The sequence below is a fragment of the Duganella sp. Leaf61 genome (assembly GCF_001421905.1).
Taxonomy (GTDB): Bacteria; Pseudomonadota; Gammaproteobacteria; order Burkholderiales; family Burkholderiaceae_D; genus Rugamonas; species Rugamonas zoogloeoides.
This window is the reverse complement of sequence record NZ_LMLM01000023.1, coordinates 139,379-162,674: the sequence shown is the minus strand read 5'-3', so window position 1 is coordinate 162,674 and position 23,296 is coordinate 139,379. Positions and strand designations below refer to the sequence as shown.

Below are 23,296 nucleotides of genomic sequence, written 5' to 3'. Positions count from 1 at the left end.
CGTTGTTCCTGAAGTTTTTGCTGTTGTTGCATCATGCTTTCGACAGCCTTGTGCAGCATCGCGGTGGCGCCCTTGCGGACGAGCTTTTGTGCTGCCTGTCGCATATGCGACATGAATGGAAGTTTCATGGTGTTCCCTTAGTGGTGGATGCGTGGCGCCAGGGCGGTTTTCAGTACCGCGCTGGCATGCAGCGAACCTAAAACGAAAATCGAGTCGATTGTTGCCAGCGCCAGTTCGACCGTGACGTCGCTGGCAATGCTGGCCAATCCCAGTACCTGGATGTGCAGCCGTTCGCCGGCTTCTCGAATGGCTTCGAGGTCGGCACGCGTGTAATGCTGCATGCCGAGCACTAGGCTTTTGCGCGCCACCGTCTGCTTGACGACGTCGGCGTGCTGGTTCAACTGGTTGCGGATCGCGGTGCGGATCAAGTCCGTCCGGTTCGAATAAAACCCCTCTTGCACCAAGAGGTCGATCTGGCCCAGGTCGATCGGGCCGAGGTTGATCGTGATCTTTTCCGAGTCGGCGGTCTTCAGTTTTAATTCTTGCTTGGCCATATGTCTCCATCCATTTACCATCTACCTGGATGGTAGTATAAGGACGATCTGCGGCAAATCAAGCAGCGCACGTGCATAATGTGGGTCATGAGTGCGCCACCTAACCCTATCCCTTCTCCTTGCGTGAGCCTTTGCAAGATGGACGTCGAACGCCAGTACTGCATGGGCTGCCTGCGAACCATCGACGAAATCATGGCCTGGTCCAAGGCCGACGACGCCTATAAACAGGCGGTGTGGGTGGAAATCGCCCGCCGCAGGGACACGGTCTCGTTTGATGAGGATGGTTTCCTGCGCTGAAATAGAGCATGGCCCCTATTTTTGGCACGATCGTACTTTTTTCGATCTATAATCGCTCGACCGATTTTTCGATCCGATCAACCTTCTCAGCGAGTTCGCCATGGCCCTGCCTGCAGTGTTGCAAAACCTCTCACTTCCCGTCATCGCTTCACCGATGTTCATCGCCAGCGGTCCGGCGCTGGTGGCGGCGCAATGCAAGGCCGGCATCGTCGGCTCGTTCCCGGCACTCAATGCCCGTCCTGCCGAACTGCTCGACGTGTGGCTGACCGACCTGAAAAAGGAACTGGCCGACTACCAGGCCGCCAATCCCGGTAAAAAAGTGGGCCCGATCGCGGTCAACCAGATCGTCCACCAGTCCAACGACCGCCTGGCCCACGATGTGGAAGTGTGCGTCAAGCACCAGGTGCCGATCATCATCTCGTCGCTGCGCGCGCCGCCGAAAGAGATGCTCGACGCCATCCACAGCTACGGCGGCATCGTGCTGCACGATATCGTTTCGATCCGCCATGCGGAGAAAGCGCTGGAAGCCGGCGTCGATGGCCTGATCCTGGTGGCGGCCGGCGCCGGCGGGCATGCCGGCACGCTGTCGCCGTTCGCGCTGGTGGGCGAAGTGCGCAAGTTTTTCAGCGGCCCGATCGCCCTGTCCGGCGCGATTGCTACCGGCGACGCCATCCTGGCCGCGCAAGCGATGGGCGCCGACTTTGCCTACATCGGCTCGCGCTGGCTGGCCACGCAGGAGTCGAATGTGAGCGCTGACTATCGCGACGCGATCGTGGAATCAACGGCTGCCGACGTCATCTACTCCAACCTGTTTACGGGCGTGCACGGCAACTACCTGAAAAAATCGATTGTTGCGGCCGGCCTGGACCCGGACGCGCTGCCGCAGTCGGACAAGACCAGCATGAATTTCGGCTCGGGCAGCGCCAAGGCCTGGCGCGACATTTGGGGGGCCGGCCAGGGCGTGGGCCTGATGAACGATATCCCGACGACGGCCGAGATGGTGGTGCGCCTGAAGCAGGAGTACGACGCCGCCCGCGCCCGCCTGGCGCTGTAACACCAGGTAAATTATCTCAACGGTAATCTTTTTCGGTTGCCGTTAAGCTAAGATGGTTTCATCCAATCACGGGGAAACCATCTTGAAGATCTCGCACGCCGTTGCCGCCATCACTCTGGCGTTGCTGTCCACTGTGTCCACCGTGTGCGCCGCGCAGGTGAATATGAAAATGAACGCGGCAGCCCAGCCCCTGTTCGACGAGGCCCAGGTGCTGTCGAGCCAGGGCAAGATGCAGGAAGCCCTGGCCAAGTACTCGGCGGCCGCCAAGGCCGATCCGTCGTCGTCGGTGCCGCTGTCCCAAATCGCCGAGTTGTTCCGCCAGGCGTCCGAACAGGCGCAAGGCGAGCGCCAGGTCAAGCTGCGCCAGCAGGCGGAATCGCTGGTGTCCCAGATCCTGCAAAAGTTTCCCGACGAGCCGCTGGCCCACGAGGTGCAGCGCAAGCTCAGGGACAATACGCCGCCGCCGCTGCACAAGGCCAGCGCGGCCGCGCAGGCGGAAATGGACCTGGGCGAAACCGCCTTTGCCCAAAACAAGATGGATGTTGCGCTGGCCCATTACGAGCGCGCCGCTGCCATCGATCCCGGTTATTCCATGGCCTGGGTGTATGCGGGCGACAGCTACTATGCGCAGAAAAAATATGCAGAAGCGGAAACCCGCTACCGCAAGGGCGTGGAGATCGAGCCGCTCAATTCCCAGGGCTGGCGCTACCTGTCCGATGCGCTGGCATTCCAGGGCAAGCGTGGCGCAGCCGAGGATGCGTTGTTCGAAGGCATCGCCGCCCAGCCGAGCCAGGTACCGAATTGGATCAAGCTTGCGCAGTTGCGCGATGCGGCCGGGTACCCCGTCACGCCGCTCAAGCTGGTGCGCAAGTCCTGGGGCAGCCTGAACGCCGACAACAAGCCCGTGGTCCATCTTGACGAGGAATACGCGAGCACGGAAAAAGGCCGGCCTGCCGACGGCGCGTTCTGGTTGATGCTCGCCAGCCAGCAAGCGCTCGACCTGGGTGCACGAGAAGAAGGCAACGGAAATTCCGCGACGCTGGCGGCCGAAGCGGCCAGATGGCGCCTCGGATTCAAGGTGGTCGATGAGGTGACGGCCAATGGCGATCCGGGGCTCGCCACCCCGGCGCTGAAAACCTTGCAGATGCTCGACAAGGATGGCGAACTCGAGACAGCATTGCTGCTGCTCGACTACCGCGAATCGTGGCGCCCCGAGCTCGAAGCCTGGAAGCGCGACAACCCGAACGGCATCCGCAAGTTCGTCGATAAATACGCGCTGCGGCCCTGATTACGTCTGCTGCAGTTCTTCGGGGCGGATCGCCCACAGGCCCGGCAGGTTGCGCCAGTAGCCGTAGGCATCCATGCCGAAGCCGACCACGAAACGGTTGGGAATGGTCAAACCGACAATGTCGGCATTGACCGGCTTGGTCTTGCCGATGGCCTTGTCCGCGAACACGGCCAGGATCACTTCCGCCGCGCCCATGTCCAGCAGGCGCTGCTTGACATGGGCCAGGGTTTCGCCTTCGTCGAGGATATCGTCGAGCACGATCACGGTGCGGCCCGCCACGTTGGAGCGCGGTACCACTTTCCACACAACTTCACCACCCTTGTCTTCGTCGCCGTAGCGGCTCACGTGGATATAGTCGAACTCGAGCGGGAAGGTCAGTTGCGGCAGCAGGTTGCCGGTAAACACCACCGCGCCGCCCATCACGCCGAGCACCAGCGGAAACGCTTCGGCCTCGGGGTGGTTGTAGCGGGCGTTGAGGTTGTCGGCCATGGCCGTGACAGCGGTGTCCACGTCTTGCTTGGTGAACAACTCTTCCGCATTTTGCAGCAGCGCGCGGGCGCGGTTATGGTGGAAATCTTGCATGATTTTCTCGGTAAAAACGATACCCGCCATTATCCTTCATCTGGCGAATTCCTGCGGCAAAGTTGGCTATTTGCAAGTCGACCGAATTAAGCGCTGGCGCCGCCCAGTATGTCGCGTTGCAGCTTTTTGGTCAGCTTATTCAATATTAGTTCATGGGCCCTGTTAATCAAGCCGGTTAATTCCGCATCGCCCATGGTTTGAATATCTTCGATGCGTATCCATTTGGCGCGCGCCAGGTAGGGCGCGGGAATAATACCGTCGCGGTCGGTTAGTCCGAGAAACAAATCGTCATCCACTTTCAAACTCAAACGCGTGACTTTATGCCCGGTATCGGTGGCTGCAAACATTTTTCCGCCCACCGAAAACACCAGCGTCGATTCCCATTTCACGTCTTCGGTCGCGCCCGGCAGGGAGCGGCACAACGCCTTGGCTTGTTCGAGCTTCACGGTAGTCCCCGCAGTCTGGATGGTCCGCCGATTATACCGGGTGCGCTGTTTATGCCGGAATCTGGCAAACACGCGCCAATAACTGGCATAAAAACGGCGAAAACCACCCGTCGGACGTGAGCAAGTGCGCGCAGACCGCGATTCCAGGCGGGAACCAGTGCCCGGGCAATCGCGGTATCATAGGGATAATTGACCATGCCGCGCTTGCGGCGCAACGGACTCATGCATATGACCACTACCCACCACACCGCCGAGCGCCTGCTGCAACTGCGCGCCGCGATGCGCCAGCACGGCATCGACGCCCTGATGGTGCCATCTGCCGATCCCCATTTATCGGAATACCTGCCACCGCGCTGGCAGGGCCGTGAATGGCTCAGTAATTTCACCGGCTCGGTTGGTACCTTCATTATTACCCAGGAGTTTTCCGGTATCTGGACCGATGCCCGTTATTGGACCCAGGCCGAACAGCAATTGGCCGGCAGCGGTATTCAATTAATGAAAATAACGTCCGGCGCCAGCGTGCAATATATCGACTGGCTGGCCGCCTATTTAAAAGCCGGCCAGACCGTGGCAGTCGATGGCGCGGTGTTGGGATTATCGATCGCCCGCCTGTTGCAGCAGGCGCTGGCCGCCAAAGATGTCGCGCTGCGCTTCGATCTCGACCTGCTCGATGCCGTCTGGCCCGATCGTCCCAGCCTGCCCGCCGCGCCCGTGTATGAACACCTGCCGCCGTATGCGTCAAAAAGCCGCAGCGGCAAGCTGGCCGATTTGCGCGGCGCCATGCAACAGCTGGGCGCCAACCGCCACGTCATTTCCACGCTTGACGATATTGCTTATTTATTCAATTTGCGCGGCGCGGATGTGCCGTTCAACCCGATCTTCCTGGCCCACGCGCTGGTCACGCCCACCCGCGCCACGCTGTTCGTGGCCGACAATAAAATCTCGCCCGAACTGCGTGAACAGCTGGCCCAGGAAGACATCGACGTCGCCCGTTACGACGGCTTTGCTGCCGCCCTGGCTGCGCTGGGGCCGGAGTCCACCCTGCTGATCGACCCGCGCCGCATCACCCACGGCACCCGCCAGGCGATTGCCGCCAAAGTCAAAGTGGTGGAGGCGACCAACCCCACCACGCTGGCCAAGTCGCGCAAGAGCGAGGCCGACGCGGGCCAAGTGCGCGTGGTCATGGAACACGATGGCGCCGCCCTGTGCGAGTTTTTCAGCTGGCTCGATACCACCCTGGCCGACCCGCAGCGCGCGCCGCTGACCGAACTGACCATCGACGAGCAGATCACGGCGGCCCGCGCCCGCCGTCCCGGTTTTGTCAGCCCCAGTTTCGCCACCATCGCCGGGTACCAGGCGAACGGCGCGATCATGCACTACCGCGCCACCGAGGCGAGCCACGCCGTCATCGACGGCGACGGCCTGCTGCTGATCGACTCGGGAGGGCAGTACCTGGGCGGCACCACCGACATCACCCGGGTAGTGGGCGTGGGGGCCATCTCGGCCGAGCACAAACGCGACTTCACGCTGGTGCTCAAGGGGCTGATCGCGCTGTCGTCGGCCCATTTCCCGCGTAGCACGAGGTCGCCGATGCTTGACGCCATCGCCCGCGCCCCGCTGTGGGCAGCCGGCATGGACTACGGCCACGGCACCGGCCACGGTGTCGGTTACTTCCTCAATGTGCACGAAGGACCGCAGTCGATCTCGCCGTCGGCCATGCCCGAGCCGCAAACGGCCATGGAAGCTGGCATGATCACGTCGATCGAACCGGGCCTGTACCGGCCCGGCCAGTGGGGCATCCGCATCGAGAACCTGGTGCTCAACCGGGCTGCCGGCCAGACCGATTTCGGCGACTTCCTGCAGTTCGAAACGCTCACCCTGTGCCCGATCGACACCCGCTGCCTGGACGCAGCGCTGCTGCGCGACGACGAGCGGCGCTGGCTCAACGACTATCACGCCATGGTGCGCGAGCGCCTGTCACCGCTGGTGACGGGGGCCGCGCTGGCCTGGCTCACCCAACGTACGGAGGCAGTATGAGCGGACGCGCCACCCGCGCCACCTCGGCGCTCGACCGATTGAAAGCCCGCACCGGCAACCCGCGCTACTCGATGGCGCGCACCGGCGCCGGCCACTTTACCCTTAGCGACGGCGCCGGTGAGCCGCCGCTGTGCCCACCGCTCGAACTCGACGACTTCGTCGCGTTCGTCAACGGCATTTCGCCACTGGCGCCCAAGCGGGTGAGCAAGCTCGATATCGCCTTCGAAAAACAGCTGCAGAAAAAGCCAACATAAACCAAGGGCGCCTCATGCCGGCAATCGAATTCCTCGGCGCGTACTGGTCGCAGTCGGAAGTGGCCACCAACCTGGTGATCCTGCTTAATTTGCTGGGGGCGCTGGCGCTGGGCCTGGTGGTTGGCTACGAGCGCTCGTACCACGGCCGCGCGGCCGGCATGCGCACTTATGGCCTGGTGTGCATGGCGTCGGCCGCGCTCACCGTCATCGGCGGCTATCCGGGCCACTGGTTCGGCGGCCACGTGTCGCAGTACCTGATCAACTCCGACCCCACCCGCATCGTGCAGGGCATTGTCACCGGCATCGGCTTCCTCGGCGCCGGGGTGATCATGCGCGAGGGGTTCAATATCAGCGGCCTGACCACGGCCGCGTCGATCTGGGCCTCGGCGGTGATCGGCGTGATGGTGGGCGTGGGCTTTTACCTGGGCGCGATCGGGCTGGCCATTTTGTGCGCCGGCTCCATGGTGCTGCTCACGCGGGTGGAGGCGTGGCTGCCGTCGCGCCACGCGATCGCGATCACCATGCGCTTCAAGGCCGGGTACCGGCCGCAGGAACAGGCGCTGCGCGAGATGGCGCTGCAGCGCGGCTATGAAATCGCCGGCGGCTCGCTGATGATCGGCAGCGACGGCGGCATGCAGGAGTGGCGTTTCGTCGCCATCGCCTTCAGCAAACGCAGCGGGGCGCCGATGTCGGTGCTGTCGGCCGAACTGGCCGATTTCGACGGCATCCACAGTTTCCAACTCTCCCACGCAAGGAATTAAAAATGACAACACCAGCCCAGGACGTGCTTGATTTCTGGTTCACCCCCGACCCGGGTCAACCGGCCGATGCCATGCGCACCGCCTGGTTCAAGAAGGATGACGGGTTCGACGCCGAGATCGGCCGCCGCTTCGGCGCGCTGATCGACCAGGCGGTAGCGGGCGGCTTGCAGGAATGGGACCAGCAGGGTCCGGCCGGCACGCTGGCGCGCATCCTGCTGCTCGACCAGTTTACCCGCAATGTTTATCGCGGCACGCCGCAGGCATTTGCCGGCGACGCGCAGGCGCTCGCTGCCGCGCAGGCCCTGGTCGCGTCGGGCCAGGACTTGTCTCTGCCGCCGCTGCAACGCAGTTTTGTGTACTTGCCGTACGAGCACGCGGAAGACCTGGCGCAGCAAGACCTGGCGGTGGCGCTGTACACGCGCCTGGCCGGCGACCCCACGGTGGCCGCCTCGGCCGAGCTGGCCAAGGGCATCGCCGGCATGCTCGATTACGCCCACAAGCACCACGAAGTGATTGCTCGCTTCGGCCGCTTCCCCCATCGCAACGAGATTATCGACCGTCCGTCCACGCCGGAAGAACAGGAATACCTGAGCCAGCCGGGCGCGGGTTTCTGATGGCAGTAACGCTCAACCTGGTGGGAGCGGGCCACGTGGGCCGGGTGCTGGGCCGCTTGCTGGCGCGCCAGGGCGGCGTTGACATCGGCCAGGTGCTCACGCGGTCCGCCGCCTCGGCGCGCCAGGCGGTGGATTTTATCGGCGCCGGCCAGCCGGTCGAGCGCTACGACCAGCTGCAAGCGGCGCAGCTGCACTTGCTGGCCGTGGGCGATGACCAGGTCGAAGCGGCCTGCGCGGCGCTGGCCGCTGTCGTGCCGCTGGCCGGCAGCATCGTGTTCCATTGCAGCGGCGCCCTGGCCTCCACCCACTTGCAGGCTGCGCGCGACGCCGGCGCGCTGGTAGCCAGCGTGCACCCGATCCGCAGCTTTGCCGATCCGGCAGCAGTGGCCGACCGCTTCGACGGCACCTATTGCGGCGTGGAGGGCGACGCTGCGGCGCTGGCGGTGCTGATGCCGGCGCTCGAGGCGATCGGCGCGCAGCCGGTGCCGATCGCCGCCGGCGCCAAGACCGTGTATCACGCGGCGGCCGTGTTTGCCAGCAACTACCTGGTGACGGTGCTCGATGCCGCCCTGCGCGCCTACCAGGCCGCCGGCGTGCCCGAAGACGTGGCGCGGCGCATGGCGCAGCCGCTGGCATCCGAATCGATGGCCAACGTGTTTCGGCTCGGTGCGGCCACCGCGCTTAGCGGGCCGATCGCACGCGGCGACCTGGCCACCGTGGCGCGCCAGCAGCAGGCGGTATCGCAATGGGACGCACCCACCGGCGACCTGTACCGCGACCTGGTCGCACCAACCACGGCGCTGGCGCGCAGAAAATCCCGATGACGGCGAAACACTGCGGTGTTGCAGTTGAAATGCCACGAATTGACAAATAACTCCGTTGATACATCGACAAACGCCCTGATAAGCAATAAGCTTGATTCTCAGAATGTTTTTTCTGAGAAATTAGCGGTTCACAAAGTGTCGCGCTGGCGTCAATTGTATAGGGGTAAACAATGTTATTTTTGAAAAGCACCACCGTGACGAAAGCGCCGGGCATTTACGACGTCGATATCGCCGCCAAGCCGCCAGGCAAAACTTTCGGCGTGTTCATTGCCACCGATCCCGACCATCCGCCGACCGCCGTGCTGGAAAAGCTGGCCGAGCTGGGTTTCAAGAATACCTATAGCGGCGGTTACACCCACAAGGATCGCGGCAAGGTGCTGGACCTGCATTTCCAGAAAGACGGCACCGACCTGTTCCAGGGCTGGAAAGCCGAAGAGCTGGAAGGCAATATGGCTGCCATTACCGCCTTGTTCTCCAGCATCGGCATCGCCATCACCCCGCGCGTGATGTCGCTGGCCGAGGCGTACGCTTAAGTTCATCCTGGGTCCCATGCAGGTATCATGCGCGCATGGACCTTTTTGAAGACGCTGCCGCCAGTACCCTGAGCGCCATCCCGATCGAGGATGGCCAGCTCGCCTTTCAGCAGCGCCTCCTGCTGGACTTGTCGCCGGAAGAAATCTTTCGCCGCCTGCGCGACGAGACCGACTGGCGCGCCGAACAAATCCAGGTGTGGGGCAAACTGCACTGGCAACCGCGCCTGTCGGCCTGGCATGGCGAAGCGCGGTATCGCTATTCCGGCAAGACCTTCGATCCCCAGCCGTTTACACCGCTGCAACTGCACATCAAACAGGCAGTCGAGCAGGCCACCGGCTGCCGCTTCAACAGCGTGCTGCTCAATTACTACCGCGACGAGCGCGACAGCATGGGTTTCCATGCCGACGACGAGCGCGAGCTGGGCCCCGAGCCGGCCATCGCCTCGGTCAGCTTCGGCGCACCGCGCACCTTCATCCTCAAGCACCGTACCCGGCCGCAGACCATCAAGCTGGCGCTGGGCGACGGCTGCCTGCTATTGATGGCCGGCACACTCCAGCAACACTGGACCCACGGCATCAACAAGGAACGCGCCGCGCGCGGCCCGCGCATCAACCTCACTTTCCGGCTGATCCTGTGAGTGCTGGCGCACCCAGCTATCCTTTTGCCAAAGGTTTTGACGCAATCTCTTAAGCCTCGCTTAAGTTTGGTCGTGAAACCAATTGGCAGTCATTCGTTTGGCTCACATCTCGTTACACTTATTACTAATTCGGTCGTGACGCCTTCGGCATCTGGTGGTATCTTGAACACATCGCGATTCAACACAGAGAGAATTGCGATCCCAAGCAAGTCCATAACCACTTTTGCTGAAAGATCGAGATCATGAAAAAAATTATTCTGGCAGTTATTGCTTCCGCAGCCGCCCTGGCTGGTACCTCTGCCTACGCCGATGACGCAGGCACCGGTTACGTCGGCGTTGGCGCCGTCGGCAGCAAATACGAATTCAATGCTCCTAACGCGGTAAGTGGCGAAAACCACAGCGGCTACAAGGCTGGCGGCAAGATCTACGGTGGTTACAATATCGACCAGACCTGGGCAGTTGAAGGCGGTTACACCGATTTCGGCAAAAAATCGTATAACTACACCGCCGGCGGCCTGCCGGGCGGCGTGCATACCGATGCTCACTCGTACTACCTGGCCGGTAAAGGCACGTGGCCTGTGAACCAGCAAATCGCGCTGACCGGCAAGCTTGGCGTGGCCCGCAACACCAACGAAGTGAGCACCTCCGGTATCTCGTCGGTTAATGGCGACAAGAACAAGACCGCGCTGTACGCATCGGTCGGTGCCGAGTACGCTGTGACCAACAACGTCAAAGTCTCGCTCGAATACGAACACTACGGCAAGAACGACATCGACACCGGTCGTAAAAGCGGTGCTGTCACTGCCGGCGTGCGTTACGCTTTCTAAGCCCAACGCTGCTTAGTTTCAAATGAAAAAGCCACCGGTCGATCCGGTGGCTTTTTTGCGTTGTGCGGGCAACACGAGAAGCCGGCGTGATACCGGCCCTGCTGCTTAGGCCGTGAGCGGCTTGTAGCGGATACGTTTTGGCTTGGCGCCTTCTTCGCCGAGGCGCTTTTTCTTGTCCGCTTCGTATTCCTGGTAGTTACCGTCGAAGAAGGTCACTTGCGAATTGCCTTCGAAGGCCAGGATGTGGGTGGCGATACGGTCGAGGAACCAGCGATCGTGCGAGATCACCAGCACGGAGCCGGCGAATTCGAGCAGTGCATCTTCCAGCGCGCGCAAGGTTTCCACGTCCAGGTCGTTCGACGGTTCATCGAGCAGCAGCACGTTGCCGCCCTTGAGCAGCGTCTTGGCCAGGTGCAGGCGGCCGCGTTCACCACCGGACAGGTTGCCGACGATTTTTTGCTGGTCGCCGCCCTTGAAGTTGAAACGGCCCAGGTAGGCGCGCGACGGCATTTCGAAGCGGCCCACGCTGAGGATGTCGGCGCCGCCCGATACATCGTCAAACACGGTCTTGTTGTTGCCCAGCTCGTCACGGCTCTGGTCCACCAGCGAAATGCGCGCGGTCTGGCCGATCGCCACTTCGCCGCTGTCCGGCGTGTCGATGCCGGCGATCATCTTGAACAGGGTCGATTTACCGGCGCCGTTGGGGCCGATAATGCCGACGATGGCGCCCGGCGGCACGGTGAACGACAGGTTGTCGATCAGCAGGCGGTCACCAAACGCCTTCGAGACGTTCTTGAATTCGATCACTTCGTTACCGAGGCGCTCGGCCACCGGGATGAAGATCTCCTGGGTTTCGTTGCGCTTCTGGTATTCGTGCTCGCTCAACTCGTTGAAGCGGGCCAGGCGGGCTTTCGACTTGGCCTGGCGCGCCTTCGGATTCTGGCGCGACCATTCGAGTTCCTTCTGCAGCGCCTTTTGGCGGGCCGATTCGGTCGATTCTTCCTGCTTCAGGCGCGCCTGTTTCTGGTCCAGCCACGACGAATAGTTGCCTTTCCATGGGATGCCATGGCCACGGTCCAGTTCCAGGATCCATTCGGCGGCGTTGTCGAGGAAGTAGCGATCGTGGGTAATGCCGACCACGGTGCCCGGGAAGCGCAGCAGGAATTGCTCGAGCCATTCGACCGATTCAGCGTCCAAGTGATTGGTTGGTTCGTCGAGCAGCAGCATGTCGGGCTTGGATAGCAGCAGCTTGCACAGCGCCACGCGGCGCTTTTCACCACCGGACAGCACGCCGATCTTGGCATCCCATGGCGGCAGGCGCAGCGCGTCGGCGGCCATTTCCAGTTGCAGGTTCAGGTTGCCGCCGTCGGACGAGGCGATGATCGCTTCCAGGCGGCCCTGTTCGGCTGCGAGGGCGTCGAAGTCGGCGTCTTCCTCGGCATAAGCTGCATATACGGCGTCGAGCTTGGCTTGCGCTTCAAACACTTCGCCGAGGCCCGATTCCACTTCCTGGCGCACGGTTTTTTCCGGGTCCAGTTGCGGTTCCTGCGGCAGGTAGCCGATGTTCAGACCCGGCATCGGGCGCGCTTCGCCCTGGATGTCGGTATCGATGCCTGCCATAATTTTGAGCAAGGTCGATTTACCGGAGCCATTCAGGCCCAGTACGCCGATCTTGGCGCCCGGGAAGAATGAGAGCGAAATGTCCTTGAGGATCTGGCGTTTCGGCGGGACAATTTTGCCCACGCGGTTCATGGTATAGACGTAATTTGCCATTCAGTGTCTCGGTGATATGAATCGGTAAAAAGCGCGGTAAAAAAGCGCGGTAAAAATCGCGGTGAAAATCCGGGGAAGGACGACAGGATACGACAAATCCCCTGTTACGCCCACTCTTGCGGCCACTATTTAGGGCTGTTACGGCGGCTGACCCACAGCCCTTCGGCCACGTACAGCGCCAGCGCGGTCCAGATAATCGCAAAGCCGATCAGCCGCTCCTGCGGGAACGCTTCGTGAAAGACCCACACGCCAAGCAGCGCCTGCAAGCTCGGCGACAGGTATTGCAGCAGCCCCAGCGCCGACATTGAAATTTTGCGCGCGCCGGCCGCGAACAGCAGCAGCGGAATCGCGGTAATCGGACCGGCGGCCGCCAGCAGCCAGCGCGTGGCGCCGGTGTCGGTGTTCACAAAGGTGTTTTGGCCGTGCAAGGTCAGCCAGACCACGTAGCCCAGCGCCAGCGGGAACAGCAGCATGGTTTCCAGCGACAGGCCTTCGAGCGCGGCCAGCGCGGCGGTCTTGCGCAGCAGACCGTAGCAGGCGAACGAGATGCCTAAAATCAGGGCAATCCACGGTAATTCGCCGGCCGACCAGGTGAGCCAGGCCACGCCGCATGCGGCCAGGCCGATGGCCAGCCACTGGCCCCGGCGCAGGGTTTCTTTCAATACCAGCATGCCCAGCATCACATTGATCAGCGGATTGATGAAGTAGCCGAGGCTGGCATCGAGCACGTGGCCATTGTTGACCGACCAGATATACACGAACCAGTTCGATGACAGCAGCAGCGCGCTGGCAACAAAGGCGCCGAGCACGCGCGGCTGGCGCACCACTTGCGGCAACCATTTCCACTGCTGGCGCACGGTCAGCACGATGGCCAGGAATAGCAGCGACCATAGCATGCGGTGGCCGAGGATTTCCAGCGGCGGCACCTCGCGGATGGCGTGGAAATACAGCGGAAAAATTCCCCAGAGAATAAAGGCGGAGGCGGCGTAGAGAATTCCTGGGTTCATGGTGCAAGGCGGCGAAAACCGTCAAAAACTTGTGGTAAGTCTGACATTATGACCTATCCGGGCGTTGCTTGCTGGCCTCAACTGCCTCGCACACTGCAAGGCGGACGCCCACGCGGCGCCCAGCGGCGTACACTGGCGATATTGACGAATTGGAACGATCGCTATGCCATTCTCCCTGCCAAAATCTGCTTGCGTTTTGTTGGACCTTGTCCTACTGTGCAATGCACCAAAACAACAACAGGTGCAATCTTGACCGAGCAACACAAGAAAAGCAGCGTTGCCGCGCTGACCATGGCCGCCATCGGCATCGTCTACGGCGACATCGGTACCAGCCCACTCTACACCCTCAAGACCATTTTCGATCCCGACCACGGCCTGGTCCTCAACGAGGCCAATCTGCAGGGCATCATTTCCCTGATCTTCTGGGGCCTGACGATGATCGTCTCGCTCAAGTACGTCACCCTGGTGCTGCGCGCCGACAACCGCGGCGAGGGCGGCATCATGGCGCTGATGGCGCTGGCGCTCAACTCGGTCAACAAGGCCGCGCCGCGCTGGCACTATCCATTGCTGGTGCTCGGTGTGATTGGCGCCACCATGTTCTACGGCGACAGCGTGATCACCCCAGCCATTTCGGTACTCGGCGCGATCGAGGGCCTGGAAGTGGCCGCGCCGGGGCTGGAACAATACATCGTGCCACTGACCATCATCGTGCTGGTATCGCTGTACTCGGTGCAGCACCTGGGCACGGCCGGCATCGGCCGCTGGTTCGGCCCCATCATGCTGCTGTGGTTTGCCGCGCTGGCAGTAATGGGCGTGATCAACATCGTGGCCGCGCCACAGATCCTGTACGCGCTCAACCCGGTCAATGCCTTCCACTTCATGCTGGAAAACCGCATGATCGCCTTCGTTGCGCTGGGCGCCGTGGTGCTGGCCTTTACCGGCGCCGAGGCGCTGTACGCGGACATGGGCCACTTCGGCAAGAAGCCGATCCGCATGGCCTGGTTCCTGATCGTGTTCCCGGCGCTGGCGCTCAATTACCTGGGCCAGGGCGCACTGCTGCTCACCCACCCGGAAGCCGTGTCGAATCCGTTCTTCAACCAGCTCGGTTCCTGGAGCGTATACCCGCTGGTCATGCTGTCCACGGCGGCGGCGGTGATCGCCTCGCAGGCCACCATTTCCGGCACCTTCTCGATGACCAAGCAGGCCATTGCGCTGGGCCTGCTGCCGCGCATGCGCATCAACCACACGTCCGCGACCGAGATCGGTCAGATCTATATTCCAGCCGTGAACTGGCTGCAACTGGTGGTGGTGCTGATGGCGGTCGTCGGTTTCGGTTCATCCGACAAGCTGGCCGGCGCCTACGGCATCGCAGTCACCGCCACCATGCTGGCCACCACCGTGCTGACGTTCTTCGTGATCCGCTATCGCTGGCATTTGCCGCTGTGGTTGTGCCTGCTGGCCACCGGCTTCTTCATCACCATCGACGTGCTGCTGTTCTCGGCCAGCACGCTCAAGCTGCTGCATGGCGGCTGGTTCCCGCTGCTGCTGGCCATCATCCTGTTTACCGTGATGATGACCTGGAAGCGCGGGCGCGAGCTGGTGTTCTCGAATTTGCAAAAACACGCGATCCCACTCGAGGAATTCATGGACTCGCTGTTCGTGGCGCCGCCCACCCGCGTGTACGGCACCGCGATTTTCCTGCGTGGCGAAAGCGACGGCGTGCCGCACGCACTGCTGCACAACCTGTCGCACAACAAGGTGCTGCACGAGCGGGTGGTGTTCTTCACCGTCCACATCGTGGAGGAACCGTATGTGCCGGTCGCCGAGCAGGTCAAGGTAACCGACCTCGGCCACGAGTGCTACCAGGTCAACGTGTATTACGGCTTCAAGGACGAACCGGACGTGCCGAAAGTGCTGCAGCAGTGCGAATGCCTGGGCCTGCCGTTCGAGATGATGGAAACCTCGTTCTTCATCGCCCGCCAGACCGTGATCTCGGCGCCGGACAAGGGCATGGCGCCATGGCGTGAACACCTGTTCGTGACCATGTCGCGCAACGCGCGCGGCGCGGCCGACTACTACCAGATTCCACCCAACCGGGTGATCGAACTGGGCACGCAGGTGGAAATCTAGGCCAGCGCGCCCACAAAAATATGTAACCGAATGTTGTGGCCCGGGCACTGGGTGCCCGGTCTGCTACACTTCTGCTCCTGAAAAGCTGCAAAGCTGCCAAGGAATACGAACTTATCCTCAAAGGTAATCATGAAATCGATGTTGAAACTGATCGCTGCAGCTGTTATCGGCGCAGCCGCGCTGACCGCGTGCGGCGGCCATTACAAGGCGCCGGAAGCCGTGGTGGTGGTGCAGCCGGAGTACAAGCAGACCGATACCTTGGTGGGGTCGGGTACCGCGGCATCTGCAGGCGTGACGAAGATCTACACTGACCCGGACAATCCTAACATCACCATTCCCTACCCTTCGGGCAGCCAGCTGGTGACCGTTAATTTTACCGGCTACCTGTACGACGGCACCAAGGCTGACGGCAAAGGCGCGCTGTTCGAAACGTCCACGCCCGGCGAATCGACCAGCGTGATTCAGCCGTTTACAGTTGGCGTGGGCAGGCCGATTGCGAATTCCACCAGTCTGATCGGCCTCGACCAGGCCGTGCTGGGCGTGAAACTGGCCGATGGCTCGCAGGTTCCGATGAAAGTGGGCGGCAAGCGCACCGTGGTGCTGCCTGCCAACCTGGCCTACGGCCCCAATTCGCTGCCGGCCAGGACTCTTGCCAATGGCAAATCGTTCGCTGCGCTGCCGGCCAATTCCCCGATGGTCTATGACATCGAACTGGTGGCCATCACCGTACTGCCCGATGTCGTGCCTACATTGCCATCGGTCGTCACCGACACGGTAGCACCTATTGCAGGTACTGGCACAGTGGCAGCAGTTGGCAAGACTGCCGTCGTGCGTTACACGCTGTACGCCTTTGACGGTACTGTTGCCGATCGTCGCGGCAAGGTGATTGAAACCAATGTCGCCACCAGCACCACCACGCCGGCGGCGTTTGAGTTTGTTGTGGTTGCGGATGGAACCAACGCGGCGGTTGTCGTTGGTTTCAATCAGGCGATCCGGGGCATGTTGGTCGGTGGCCGTCGCACCGTCTTCATCCCTGCGGCGCTGGGCTATGGCGCAACAGGTAACGGCACTATTGCCCCGAATACGCCACTGGTGTTCGACCTGTTCCTGGAAAACGTGAAGTAAGCGGATGTTTCAGAAGAAAGCCGGCGGCAGCGATGCCGCCGGCTTTTTTTCGCCTGTGCTTGTCAATCGCGCAGCGCCTGCACCGGCGACGTGCGCATCGCCGCCAGCGTATGGCGGGCGGCGGCCAGCGCTACCACCAGCAGCGCCAGCGCCAGGGCCGCCAGCGGCGCCCAGCGGCCCCAAGGCGCATGCGCCACGAACGGCGCCAGGTAGCGTTCCACGCCCAGCACCGCCAGCGGCAGCCCGAGCAGTGCGGCGGCACCGGTCAGCAGCACGAATTCCCTGGCAACCAGCGTCGCAATCGCCGCGCGGCCGGCGCCATGCAGCTTGCGCAGCACGATCTCGCGCCCGCGCCGCTGCACGCTGGCGGCCGCCATTGCATACACCCCGAACGCGGCCAGCGCCAGCACCATCGCGGTTGCCCAGCCCAGCATGCGCGCCACCCGTTCATCGGCGGCATAGGCTTCGGCCGCGTAGCTGGCGGCGCGCCGCACCACGGTCGGCGCGGTCGGCACATAGCGGGCGGCGGTGGTAGCGATGGCCGCTTGCGCTGCTGCCACTGCGGGCCGGTCGCTGCGGCCGGCCAGGCGCACCGTCAGCAGATTGCTGTCGCGCGCCAGCTCGTACAGGATAGCCCGCGCCGGCGCGCGCAAGGACTCCCAGCGGATATCGGGCGCCACGCCGACGATGCGGTACGAGGTGCCGACAATCCGCTGGCCGGTGGCCTGCGTGGCAGACTGCCAGCCCAGTGCACGCAATGCGGCGGCGTTGAGCACTACCGGCCGCTCTTGTCCGATGCGCGGTGGCCTGGCGCGGCCACCAGGCGCTGACGTCGAGCGGCAAGCTGCTCCGCAGCGCCACCTCGCGCAGCGCGAACGGCGTGTACTCCATCCACTGCGGCTGCGGGATGAAATTGAGCCGGTGCTTGACCAGGTACACGTGCTCGCGGGCGGGCACGTCGCGGTCGTAGGTGAACGCGTAGCGCGCATAGCCGAGCAGCAGGAAGCACACGGCAAAGCCGGCGGCCAGCCCCAGCTACTCGATGCCCGATTGCAGTGGCTGGCGTGCCAGCAGGCGGGCGCCGATACGAAAGTGACGGGCGATCATCACGTCATACAGCTTGCAGGGCATCGACCACTACCCGGCCGTCAAGCAGGTTTAGAGTACGCGATGCCTGCGCTGCATGGTCGGGCGAGTGGGTGACCATGACCACCGTGGTGCCTTCGGCGTTGATCTGGCGTAGCAGGCGCATGACTTCGTCGCCATGGGCGGAATCGAGGTTGCCGGTCGGTTCATCGGCCAGCAGCACGGCGGGTCCGGCCACCAGGGCGCGCGCGATCGCCACCCGCTGCTGCTGGCCGCCCGACAGCTGCGACGGCCGGTGCGCGGCGCGGTGGGCCACGCCCAGTTTGTCGAGCATGGCAGTGACGCGCGTGCGCCGTTCGCGCGCCGGCGTGCCGTTGTATTCGAGCGCCAGTTCCACGTTCTCGAACACGGTCAGTTCTTCGATCAGGTTAAAACTCTGGAAGATGAAGCCGATGCGGCCGCGCCGCAGCGTGTTGAGCTGCGATTCGCTCCAGCCAGCGATGTTACGGCCTTCGAACCAGTACTCGCCCTGGGTGGGCACATCGAGCAGCCCGAGGATGCCCAGCATGGTGGACTTGCCGCAGCCCGAGGGCCCGGTGATGGCCACGTATTCGCCGGCCTCGATATGCAGGTCGATGCGATCGAGCGCCGTGGTTTGCACTTCTCCTGCCTGGTGGATCTTGCTGACGCCGACGAGTTTGAGCATAGCGATTGCCTTTCTGGTTATGAAGGAATTTACTGCAGTTTTCAGCGCGCGAGTTGCAGCCGTGGTGAATTTCCGTAAGCGGCGTAGCTGGACAGGATCACGCGGTCCCCGGCTTGCAGCCCCGCCAGCACTTCGAGCTGGGCGTTGTTGCGGCGGCCTACGCGCACGGCGCGCCGCTCGGCGCCACCGCCAGCGGCGTCCAGCACATACGCCCAGGCGCCGCCGCTGTCGTTGATGAAGGCGCCGTTGGGCAGCAGCAGCGCCGGCGCCGGCTCGCCCAGCGTGATGCGCGCATCGAGGCTCTGGCCCGGATTGAGCACCGGCGGCTGCTCCCTGGTGAACACCAGGTCGACGATGAAGCGGCCATCCTTGATTTGCGGGTAGATGGCGCGGATATCGGCCGGGTAGTCGCGGCCGTCCTGGGTCACGGCGCCGTGGCGGCCCACGGCCATGCGATTGAGGTAATACTCGTCCACGCTGGCGGCAAGCTTGAAGCGCACCGGATCGTCGATGCGGCCGATGTTCTTGCCGGTGGCGACCGATTCGCCCACCTGCAAGCGGAAATTGGTGAGCCGCCCGGCCACCGGCGCGCGCACGGCCAGCGCATCGACCGTACCCGCCACCAGCTTCAAACCTGAGTCCAGCCCGCCGATGGCGCTTTCCAGTTGCTGGGCGGCGGCGTTGCGCACCTGCGCTTCGGTGGTGGTGGCCCGTTCCTGCTGCGCCAGCAGGTGCTGCTGCTGCGCCAGTTGGTCCTTCGATTCCTCGAGCGCCACCGACGAAATAAACCCCTGCGCCGCCAGGCGCACGTTGCGGTCGTGGCGTTTTTGCGCCTGTTCCAGGTTGAAGTGCAGGTCGTCCAGGCGGCGCCGGTGGTCGCTGGCGCTGGCTTCCTGCGCCACCCGCAAATTGGAGAGATTGAAGATGCTCACCGCGTGTTCGGACTGGCGCGCCAGCAGTTCCAGGTGGCGCTGCGGATTCGAGATGCGAAACAGCAGCTCGCCCTGCTTGACCAGCGCGCCATCGACCGCCAGCACTTCTTCCACGCGGCCCGATTCCACCGCGTCGAGGATCACCGAATGCAGCGGCTCGGCGCTGGCGCGCACGACGATGTCGTCGATGAACACGCCGCGCGTTACCTGGCCGATGCGCAGGTCGGTCCCATCGACACGCAGACCGCGCGGCAGCATCGACCACAGTGCATAGGCAGCGATCAGCATGGTCAGCGCGATGGCGGCACCGATGGCAAGGCGGCGTCCGCGCCGGCGCGGAACAATGGTGTCCATGGCCGCACCGCTGGCGGGCAAGGTGGTGGGGGCCGGTGATTTTTTTTTGCTGTGCATGGCGGACGTACAGCAAAGCGTGTGCCATGCGGCGCAAGCCAGCAACCATGCGGGTTGCGCGGGTGTGGCGGGAACAGGTGTCCGGTATCGAACACCGCCCGCTGTTCGCAGATGGACAGTGGCGGCGGCGGCATCCGCCAACCGGCGCCGGGGCCGTCCCCGCACCGCTGGCGCGCTGCTAGAATGACCACATGTCCGCCCACATCCTGATCCTCGACGACGACCCCGATGTCGCCACTGCCGCCCGCCTGTTGCTGCGCCGCCGCCATGGCGCCGTGGCCACGCTCGGCGATCCGTCCGGGCTGCCGGCGCTGCTGGCCCAGGGCGTACCGGACGTGGTGCTGCTCGATTTGAATTTTACGCCCGGCTGCATCGATGGCGCCGAGGGCCTGGCGCTGCTCGACCTGTTGCGTGCGCAACCGAAGCCGCCGGCGGTCATCGCCATGACCGCATACGCCGGCGTGCCGCTGGCGGTCGCAGCGCTGCAGCGCGGCGCGGTGGATTTCATCACCAAGCCATGGGACAACGAGCGCCTGGTCGCTACGGTGGACCAGGCACTGGCCCGCCGCGCTGCCGTGCGCGCACCGGCAGCTCCTTCTGAGCTGATGGGCGAATCGACCTCGATGCGCGAACTGAACGCGCTGATCGCCAGCGTAGCGCCCACCGAAGCGAACGTGATGGTGCTCGGTGAAAACGGCGTGGGCAAGGAACTGGTGGCGCGCGCGATCCACGCGCAGTCGCGCCGCGCCGCCGGCACGCTGCTGGCGGTGGACATGGGTGCGCTGCCCGAATCGACGTTCGAGAGCGAGTTGTTCGGCCACCGCAAGGGCGCCTTCACCGACGCGCGCGCCGACCGCGCCGGGCGCTTCCAGGCCGCGCGCGGCGGCTCGCTGTTTCTCGACGAGATCGGCAACATGCCGTTGGCCGCCCAGGCCAAGCTGCTCACCGCGCTGGAGCGGCGCGAAGTGACGCCAATCGGCGCCGACAAACCCGAGGCGATCGACGTGCGCATCATCAGTGCCACCAACCTCGATGAGACGCGGCTGTTCGACCCGGCCGTGTTCCGGCCCGACTTGCTGTTTCGCCTCAATACCATCGTGCTGCGCGTGCCGCCGCTGCGCGCGCGGCGCGACGATATCGCGCTGCTGCTGGCGCATTATTTGCGGGTGTACGAGGCACAGTACGAACGTCCTGCGCGCACGGTGGCCGGCGCCGCGCTCGATGCACTGGTGCGCCACGACTGGCCCGGCAATGTGCGCGCGCTGCGCCATGCGTGCGAACGGGCGGTGATCCTGGGGCAGGGCGCGCAATATGGCTTGACCGATTTCGCGCTGGGCGGCCCGGCGCTGCCGGCTGCCACCATGACGCCAGCCGCCATCAATGGCAACACGAATGCCGATGCCAACGCCAGCGGCGGCACCGATGGCACCAACGGCGGTATCAACGCCAGCACGTTAGCGCCCGCGTTCGCCCCATCCTGCACAGATCATGATGGCACGCTGGACGCGCTCGAGCGCAACGCCATTGCCAGCACGCTGGCGCGGTTCAATGGCAATATCAGCCACGCCGCCAAAACGCTGGGCATCAGCCGCGCCGCGTTGTACCGCAAGCTGGGCAAGCATGGCATCTGAACGCCGGCAGAAGCTGGGTGTGGTGGCAAGCGTGGCAGCGCTGCTGGCGCTGGCCGTGGCGGCCGACGCGCTCACACCCGAGCCGCGCCGCATCGTGCTGTGTGCGCTGCTCGGCCTGATGCCGGCCGCACTGCTATGGCGCTGCCTGCAAGCGCTGGGCCGCCGCCCGCCGCGCATGGAGGCGACCGGCGGTGGTGCTGCGTCCCCCAGGGACCGCGACGACAAGCTAGCAGCGCTGCTGGCGCTGGAAGCGCGCCTCGAACATGCACCGATCGCGCTGTTCCGCCTCGACCACGCCAGCGGCGCCGGCGCGCTGGCGCCGCTCAACGGCAGTGCGCGCCGCCTGCTGGCGCCGGGCCGCGCCAGCGCACCAGCGGCGCTGCGCGAGCTGCTGGCGGCGCAGCCGGTGGGACAACGCCAACTGGTCAGCTTCGACACCGAGCGCGGCGCCGAGCGCGCGCTGGTGGCTGTCTCCGCGCTGGCGCTGCACGGCGCGCCGCAGCGGCTGGTGGCGCTGATGCCGGTGGAAAGCGAACTGGAAGCGGAAGCGCTGAACGCGTGGCGCGAGCTGGTACAGGTGCTCACCCACGAAATCATGAATTCGCTGACGCCGGTGGCTTCGCTGTCGCGCACGGCGTGCGGCTTGCTCGACGACGCGGCAGCCACGCTGCCCGCCGATATCCACGCCGACCTCGATACCGCGCTCGATGCGATTGCGCGCCGCGCCGCCAGCCTGGTCGATTTCGTGGCCAGTTATCGCAGCCTGTCCACGGTGCCGGCAGCGCAACCGCAACGGGTGGCGCTGGCAGCGGAGTTCGCGCGGCTGGCGGCGCTGGTGGTGCCAGGCTGGGAAGCCATGGGTGGGCAGGTGGTGTTTGCGGTGGAACCGGCGTCGCTCGAAGCGGTGATCGATGCGGGCCAGCTGGAACAGGCGCTGATCAACCTGCTGAAAAATTCGGCCGAGGCGGCCGCCGCGGCGGGCGTGGCGCAGCCGCAGGCCACTGTCACGGCGCGCCTGAGCCGGGGCGGCCGGCTGCGCATCGAGGTGGCCGACAATGGCCCCGGCGTGCCGGCAGCGCTGGCCGCGCACATCTTCACGCCGTTTTTCTCGACCAGGAAGCAGGGCCGTGGCATCGGCCTGGCCATGGTGCGGCACCTGGTGCACGCCAACGGCGGCACGGTGCGCTATGCGCGGCCGGTCGGCGCCGGCGCCCGCTTCCTGCTGACGTTTTAGGAAGTGATGGAAGCAGGACGCAGCATGTCGATGTGCATGATGCCGTCCTCGTCGTACGGTTCGGTCACGGTGACAAAACCGTAGCCGCCATAGAATTTTTCCAGGTGCGCCTGGGCGCCGATGCGGCAGGCGTCGCGCGGGTACAGCGCATCGACCAGCGGCATGGCTTGGTCGAGCAGGGCGCGGCCGATGCCGGTACCGCGCGCAGCCTGCGTGGTGAGCACGCGGCCGATCGACATCTCGTCGTACTTGAGGCCCGGGGGCAGCACCCGCAAGCTCGCCTGCAACACGCGTTGGCCATCGACCGTGCGCCACGCCATCAGGTGGTGGCAGTGGGGATCGAGACCGTCGATGTCGGGGTATAAGCAGGTTTGTTCGAGGATGAACACCTGCTGGCGCTGGCGCAGCACCTCGTACCAGTCGCGCGCGGGGATGTCGTCAAAGGGTAACCATTGCCACTCAATCATGTGTGTTCCGGAAGTAGGCGAAACGATAATTGTATGTGAAAAAAGCCGGCATCCTTGCGAATGCCGGCTTTTGCGGTACTGCGGC

Annotated in this window: 24 protein-coding genes; 15 read left to right on the top strand and 9 right to left on the bottom strand. The window is 63.8% G+C overall.

The features are described from left to right. Positions 1-137: 137 nt before the first annotated feature. Positions 138-554, bottom strand: coding sequence for a hypothetical protein (locus ASF04_RS13750; protein WP_056142569.1), 417 nt, complete (start codon positions 552-554; stop codon positions 138-140). Between the two features lie 78 nt (positions 555-632). On the opposite strand from ASF04_RS13750, the gene ASF04_RS26835 reads away from it, so the two are divergent. The 3 genes from ASF04_RS26835 to ASF04_RS13740 all read left to right on the top strand — a co-directional run bounded on the left by ASF04_RS26835 (position 633) and on the right by ASF04_RS13740 (position 3,193). Beyond that, complete coding sequence (locus tag ASF04_RS26835) at positions 633-851, top strand: DUF1289 domain-containing protein (protein WP_152883350.1); 219 nt, start codon at positions 633-635, stop codon at positions 849-851. 100 nt (positions 852-951) lie between these two features. Beyond that, positions 952-1,905 (top strand): nitronate monooxygenase family protein, encoded by a 954-nt coding sequence (locus tag ASF04_RS13745; RefSeq protein ID WP_056142566.1) that lies wholly within the window; start codon positions 952-954, stop codon positions 1,903-1,905. Positions 1,906-1,987: 82 nt separating this feature from the next. Then, on the top strand, positions 1,988-3,193 hold the full coding sequence (locus tag ASF04_RS13740; RefSeq protein ID WP_056142563.1) for a tetratricopeptide repeat protein: 1,206 nt from the start codon (positions 1,988-1,990) through the stop codon (positions 3,191-3,193). On the opposite strand, the gene ASF04_RS13735 is transcribed toward ASF04_RS13740, so the two are convergent. Together ASF04_RS13735 and ASF04_RS13730 are read right to left on the bottom strand one after the other, a co-directional pair. After that, positions 3,194-3,775, bottom strand: coding sequence for a hypoxanthine-guanine phosphoribosyltransferase (locus ASF04_RS13735; protein ID WP_056143175.1), 582 nt, complete (start codon positions 3,773-3,775; stop codon positions 3,194-3,196). An 86-nt stretch (positions 3,776-3,861) separates the two neighbouring features. Further along, a complete protein-coding gene (locus ASF04_RS13730; RefSeq protein WP_056142561.1) occupies positions 3,862-4,221 on the bottom strand; it encodes an MmcQ/YjbR family DNA-binding protein in 360 nt (119 codons plus the stop codon). A gap of 228 nt (positions 4,222-4,449) precedes the next feature. Here ASF04_RS13730 and ASF04_RS13725 point away from each other — a divergent pair, with 228 nt between their 5' ends. The 8 genes from ASF04_RS13725 to ASF04_RS13690 all read left to right on the top strand — a co-directional run bounded on the left by ASF04_RS13725 (position 4,450) and on the right by ASF04_RS13690 (position 10,709). Continuing rightward, positions 4,450-6,258, top strand: a complete 1,809-nt coding sequence (locus ASF04_RS13725) for an aminopeptidase P family protein (RefSeq protein ID WP_156368643.1) — start codon at positions 4,450-4,452, stop codon at positions 6,256-6,258. Continuing rightward, a complete protein-coding gene (locus ASF04_RS13720) occupies positions 6,255-6,512 on the top strand; it encodes a hypothetical protein (protein WP_019924006.1) in 258 nt (85 codons plus the stop codon). Before ASF04_RS13725 ends, ASF04_RS13720 begins: the two co-directional genes overlap by 4 nt. Before the next feature lie 14 nt (positions 6,513-6,526). Continuing rightward, positions 6,527-7,273, top strand: coding sequence for an MgtC/SapB family protein (locus ASF04_RS13715; protein WP_019924005.1), 747 nt, complete (start codon positions 6,527-6,529; stop codon positions 7,271-7,273). A gap of 2 nt (positions 7,274-7,275) precedes the next feature. Continuing rightward, positions 7,276-7,887, top strand: a complete 612-nt coding sequence (locus tag ASF04_RS13710; RefSeq protein WP_056142559.1) for a DUF924 family protein — start codon at positions 7,276-7,278, stop codon at positions 7,885-7,887. Beyond that, positions 7,887-8,711, top strand: coding sequence for a Rossmann-like and DUF2520 domain-containing protein (locus tag ASF04_RS13705; RefSeq protein WP_056142558.1), 825 nt, complete (start codon positions 7,887-7,889; stop codon positions 8,709-8,711). The genes ASF04_RS13710 and ASF04_RS13705 overlap by 1 nt, the downstream gene beginning before the upstream one ends. Positions 8,712-8,881: 170 nt before the next feature. Next, the gene (locus tag ASF04_RS13700) at positions 8,882-9,244 is read left to right on the top strand and encodes a hypothetical protein (RefSeq protein ID WP_019924002.1); all 363 of its coding nucleotides are present in this window, start codon (positions 8,882-8,884) and stop codon (positions 9,242-9,244) included. A 35-nt stretch (positions 9,245-9,279) separates the two neighbouring features. Further along, entirely contained in the window at positions 9,280-9,882 is a 603-nt protein-coding gene (locus ASF04_RS13695; RefSeq protein WP_056142556.1) for an alpha-ketoglutarate-dependent dioxygenase AlkB, read from the top strand. 242 nt (positions 9,883-10,124) lie between these two features. Next, positions 10,125-10,709, top strand: coding sequence for an outer membrane beta-barrel protein (locus ASF04_RS13690; RefSeq protein WP_056142554.1), 585 nt, complete (start codon positions 10,125-10,127; stop codon positions 10,707-10,709). Between the two features lie 105 nt (positions 10,710-10,814). Here the strand turns inward: ASF04_RS13690 and ettA are convergent, their stop codons facing one another. Together ettA and rarD are read right to left on the bottom strand one after the other, a co-directional pair. Next, positions 10,815-12,482 carry an energy-dependent translational throttle protein EttA gene (ettA, locus tag ASF04_RS13685; RefSeq protein WP_056142551.1) on the bottom strand — a complete coding sequence of 556 codons (1,668 nt, stop codon included), beginning with the start codon at positions 12,480-12,482 and terminating at the stop codon, positions 10,815-10,817. 125 nt (positions 12,483-12,607) lie between these two features. Then, the gene (gene rarD / locus ASF04_RS13680) at positions 12,608-13,489 is read right to left on the bottom strand and encodes an EamA family transporter RarD (RefSeq protein WP_056142549.1); all 882 of its coding nucleotides are present in this window, start codon (positions 13,487-13,489) and stop codon (positions 12,608-12,610) included. Between the two features lie 249 nt (positions 13,490-13,738). Between rarD and ASF04_RS13675 the strand changes: the two genes are divergently transcribed. Together ASF04_RS13675 and ASF04_RS13670 are read left to right on the top strand one after the other, a co-directional pair. Beyond that, a complete protein-coding gene (locus ASF04_RS13675; RefSeq protein ID WP_056142547.1) occupies positions 13,739-15,619 on the top strand; it encodes a potassium transporter Kup in 1,881 nt (626 codons plus the stop codon). Positions 15,620-15,748: 129 nt separating this feature from the next. Continuing rightward, positions 15,749-16,744, top strand: coding sequence for an FKBP-type peptidyl-prolyl cis-trans isomerase (locus ASF04_RS13670; RefSeq protein ID WP_056142542.1), 996 nt, complete (start codon positions 15,749-15,751; stop codon positions 16,742-16,744). 62 nt (positions 16,745-16,806) lie between these two features. Here the strand turns inward: ASF04_RS13670 and ASF04_RS13665 are convergent, their stop codons facing one another. The 3 genes from ASF04_RS13665 to ASF04_RS13655 all read right to left on the bottom strand — a co-directional run bounded on the left by ASF04_RS13665 (position 16,807) and on the right by ASF04_RS13655 (position 19,879). Then, on the bottom strand, positions 16,807-17,520 hold the full coding sequence (locus ASF04_RS13665; protein ID WP_056142539.1) for an ABC transporter permease: 714 nt from the start codon (positions 17,518-17,520) through the stop codon (positions 16,807-16,809). A 335-nt stretch (positions 17,521-17,855) separates the two neighbouring features. Next, entirely contained in the window at positions 17,856-18,536 is a 681-nt protein-coding gene (locus tag ASF04_RS13660) for an ABC transporter ATP-binding protein (RefSeq protein ID WP_056142537.1), read from the bottom strand. Between the two features lie 41 nt (positions 18,537-18,577). Then, positions 18,578-19,879, bottom strand: coding sequence for an efflux RND transporter periplasmic adaptor subunit (locus ASF04_RS13655; protein ID WP_056142533.1), 1,302 nt, complete (start codon positions 19,877-19,879; stop codon positions 18,578-18,580). A gap of 191 nt (positions 19,880-20,070) precedes the next feature. Between ASF04_RS13655 and ASF04_RS13650 the strand changes: the two genes are divergently transcribed. Continuing rightward, the gene (locus ASF04_RS13650) at positions 20,071-21,510 is read left to right on the top strand and encodes a sigma-54 dependent transcriptional regulator (protein WP_056142531.1); all 1,440 of its coding nucleotides are present in this window, start codon (positions 20,071-20,073) and stop codon (positions 21,508-21,510) included. Continuing rightward, a complete protein-coding gene (locus tag ASF04_RS13645; protein WP_056142528.1) occupies positions 21,500-22,744 on the top strand; it encodes a PAS domain-containing sensor histidine kinase in 1,245 nt (414 codons plus the stop codon). The genes ASF04_RS13650 and ASF04_RS13645 overlap by 11 nt, the downstream gene beginning before the upstream one ends. On the opposite strand, the gene ASF04_RS13640 is transcribed toward ASF04_RS13645, so the two are convergent. Further along, complete coding sequence (locus ASF04_RS13640; protein ID WP_056142525.1) at positions 22,741-23,211, bottom strand: GNAT family N-acetyltransferase; 471 nt, start codon at positions 23,209-23,211, stop codon at positions 22,741-22,743. The genes ASF04_RS13645 and ASF04_RS13640 overlap by 4 nt on opposite strands. Between the last annotated feature and the right edge of the window lie 85 nt (positions 23,212-23,296).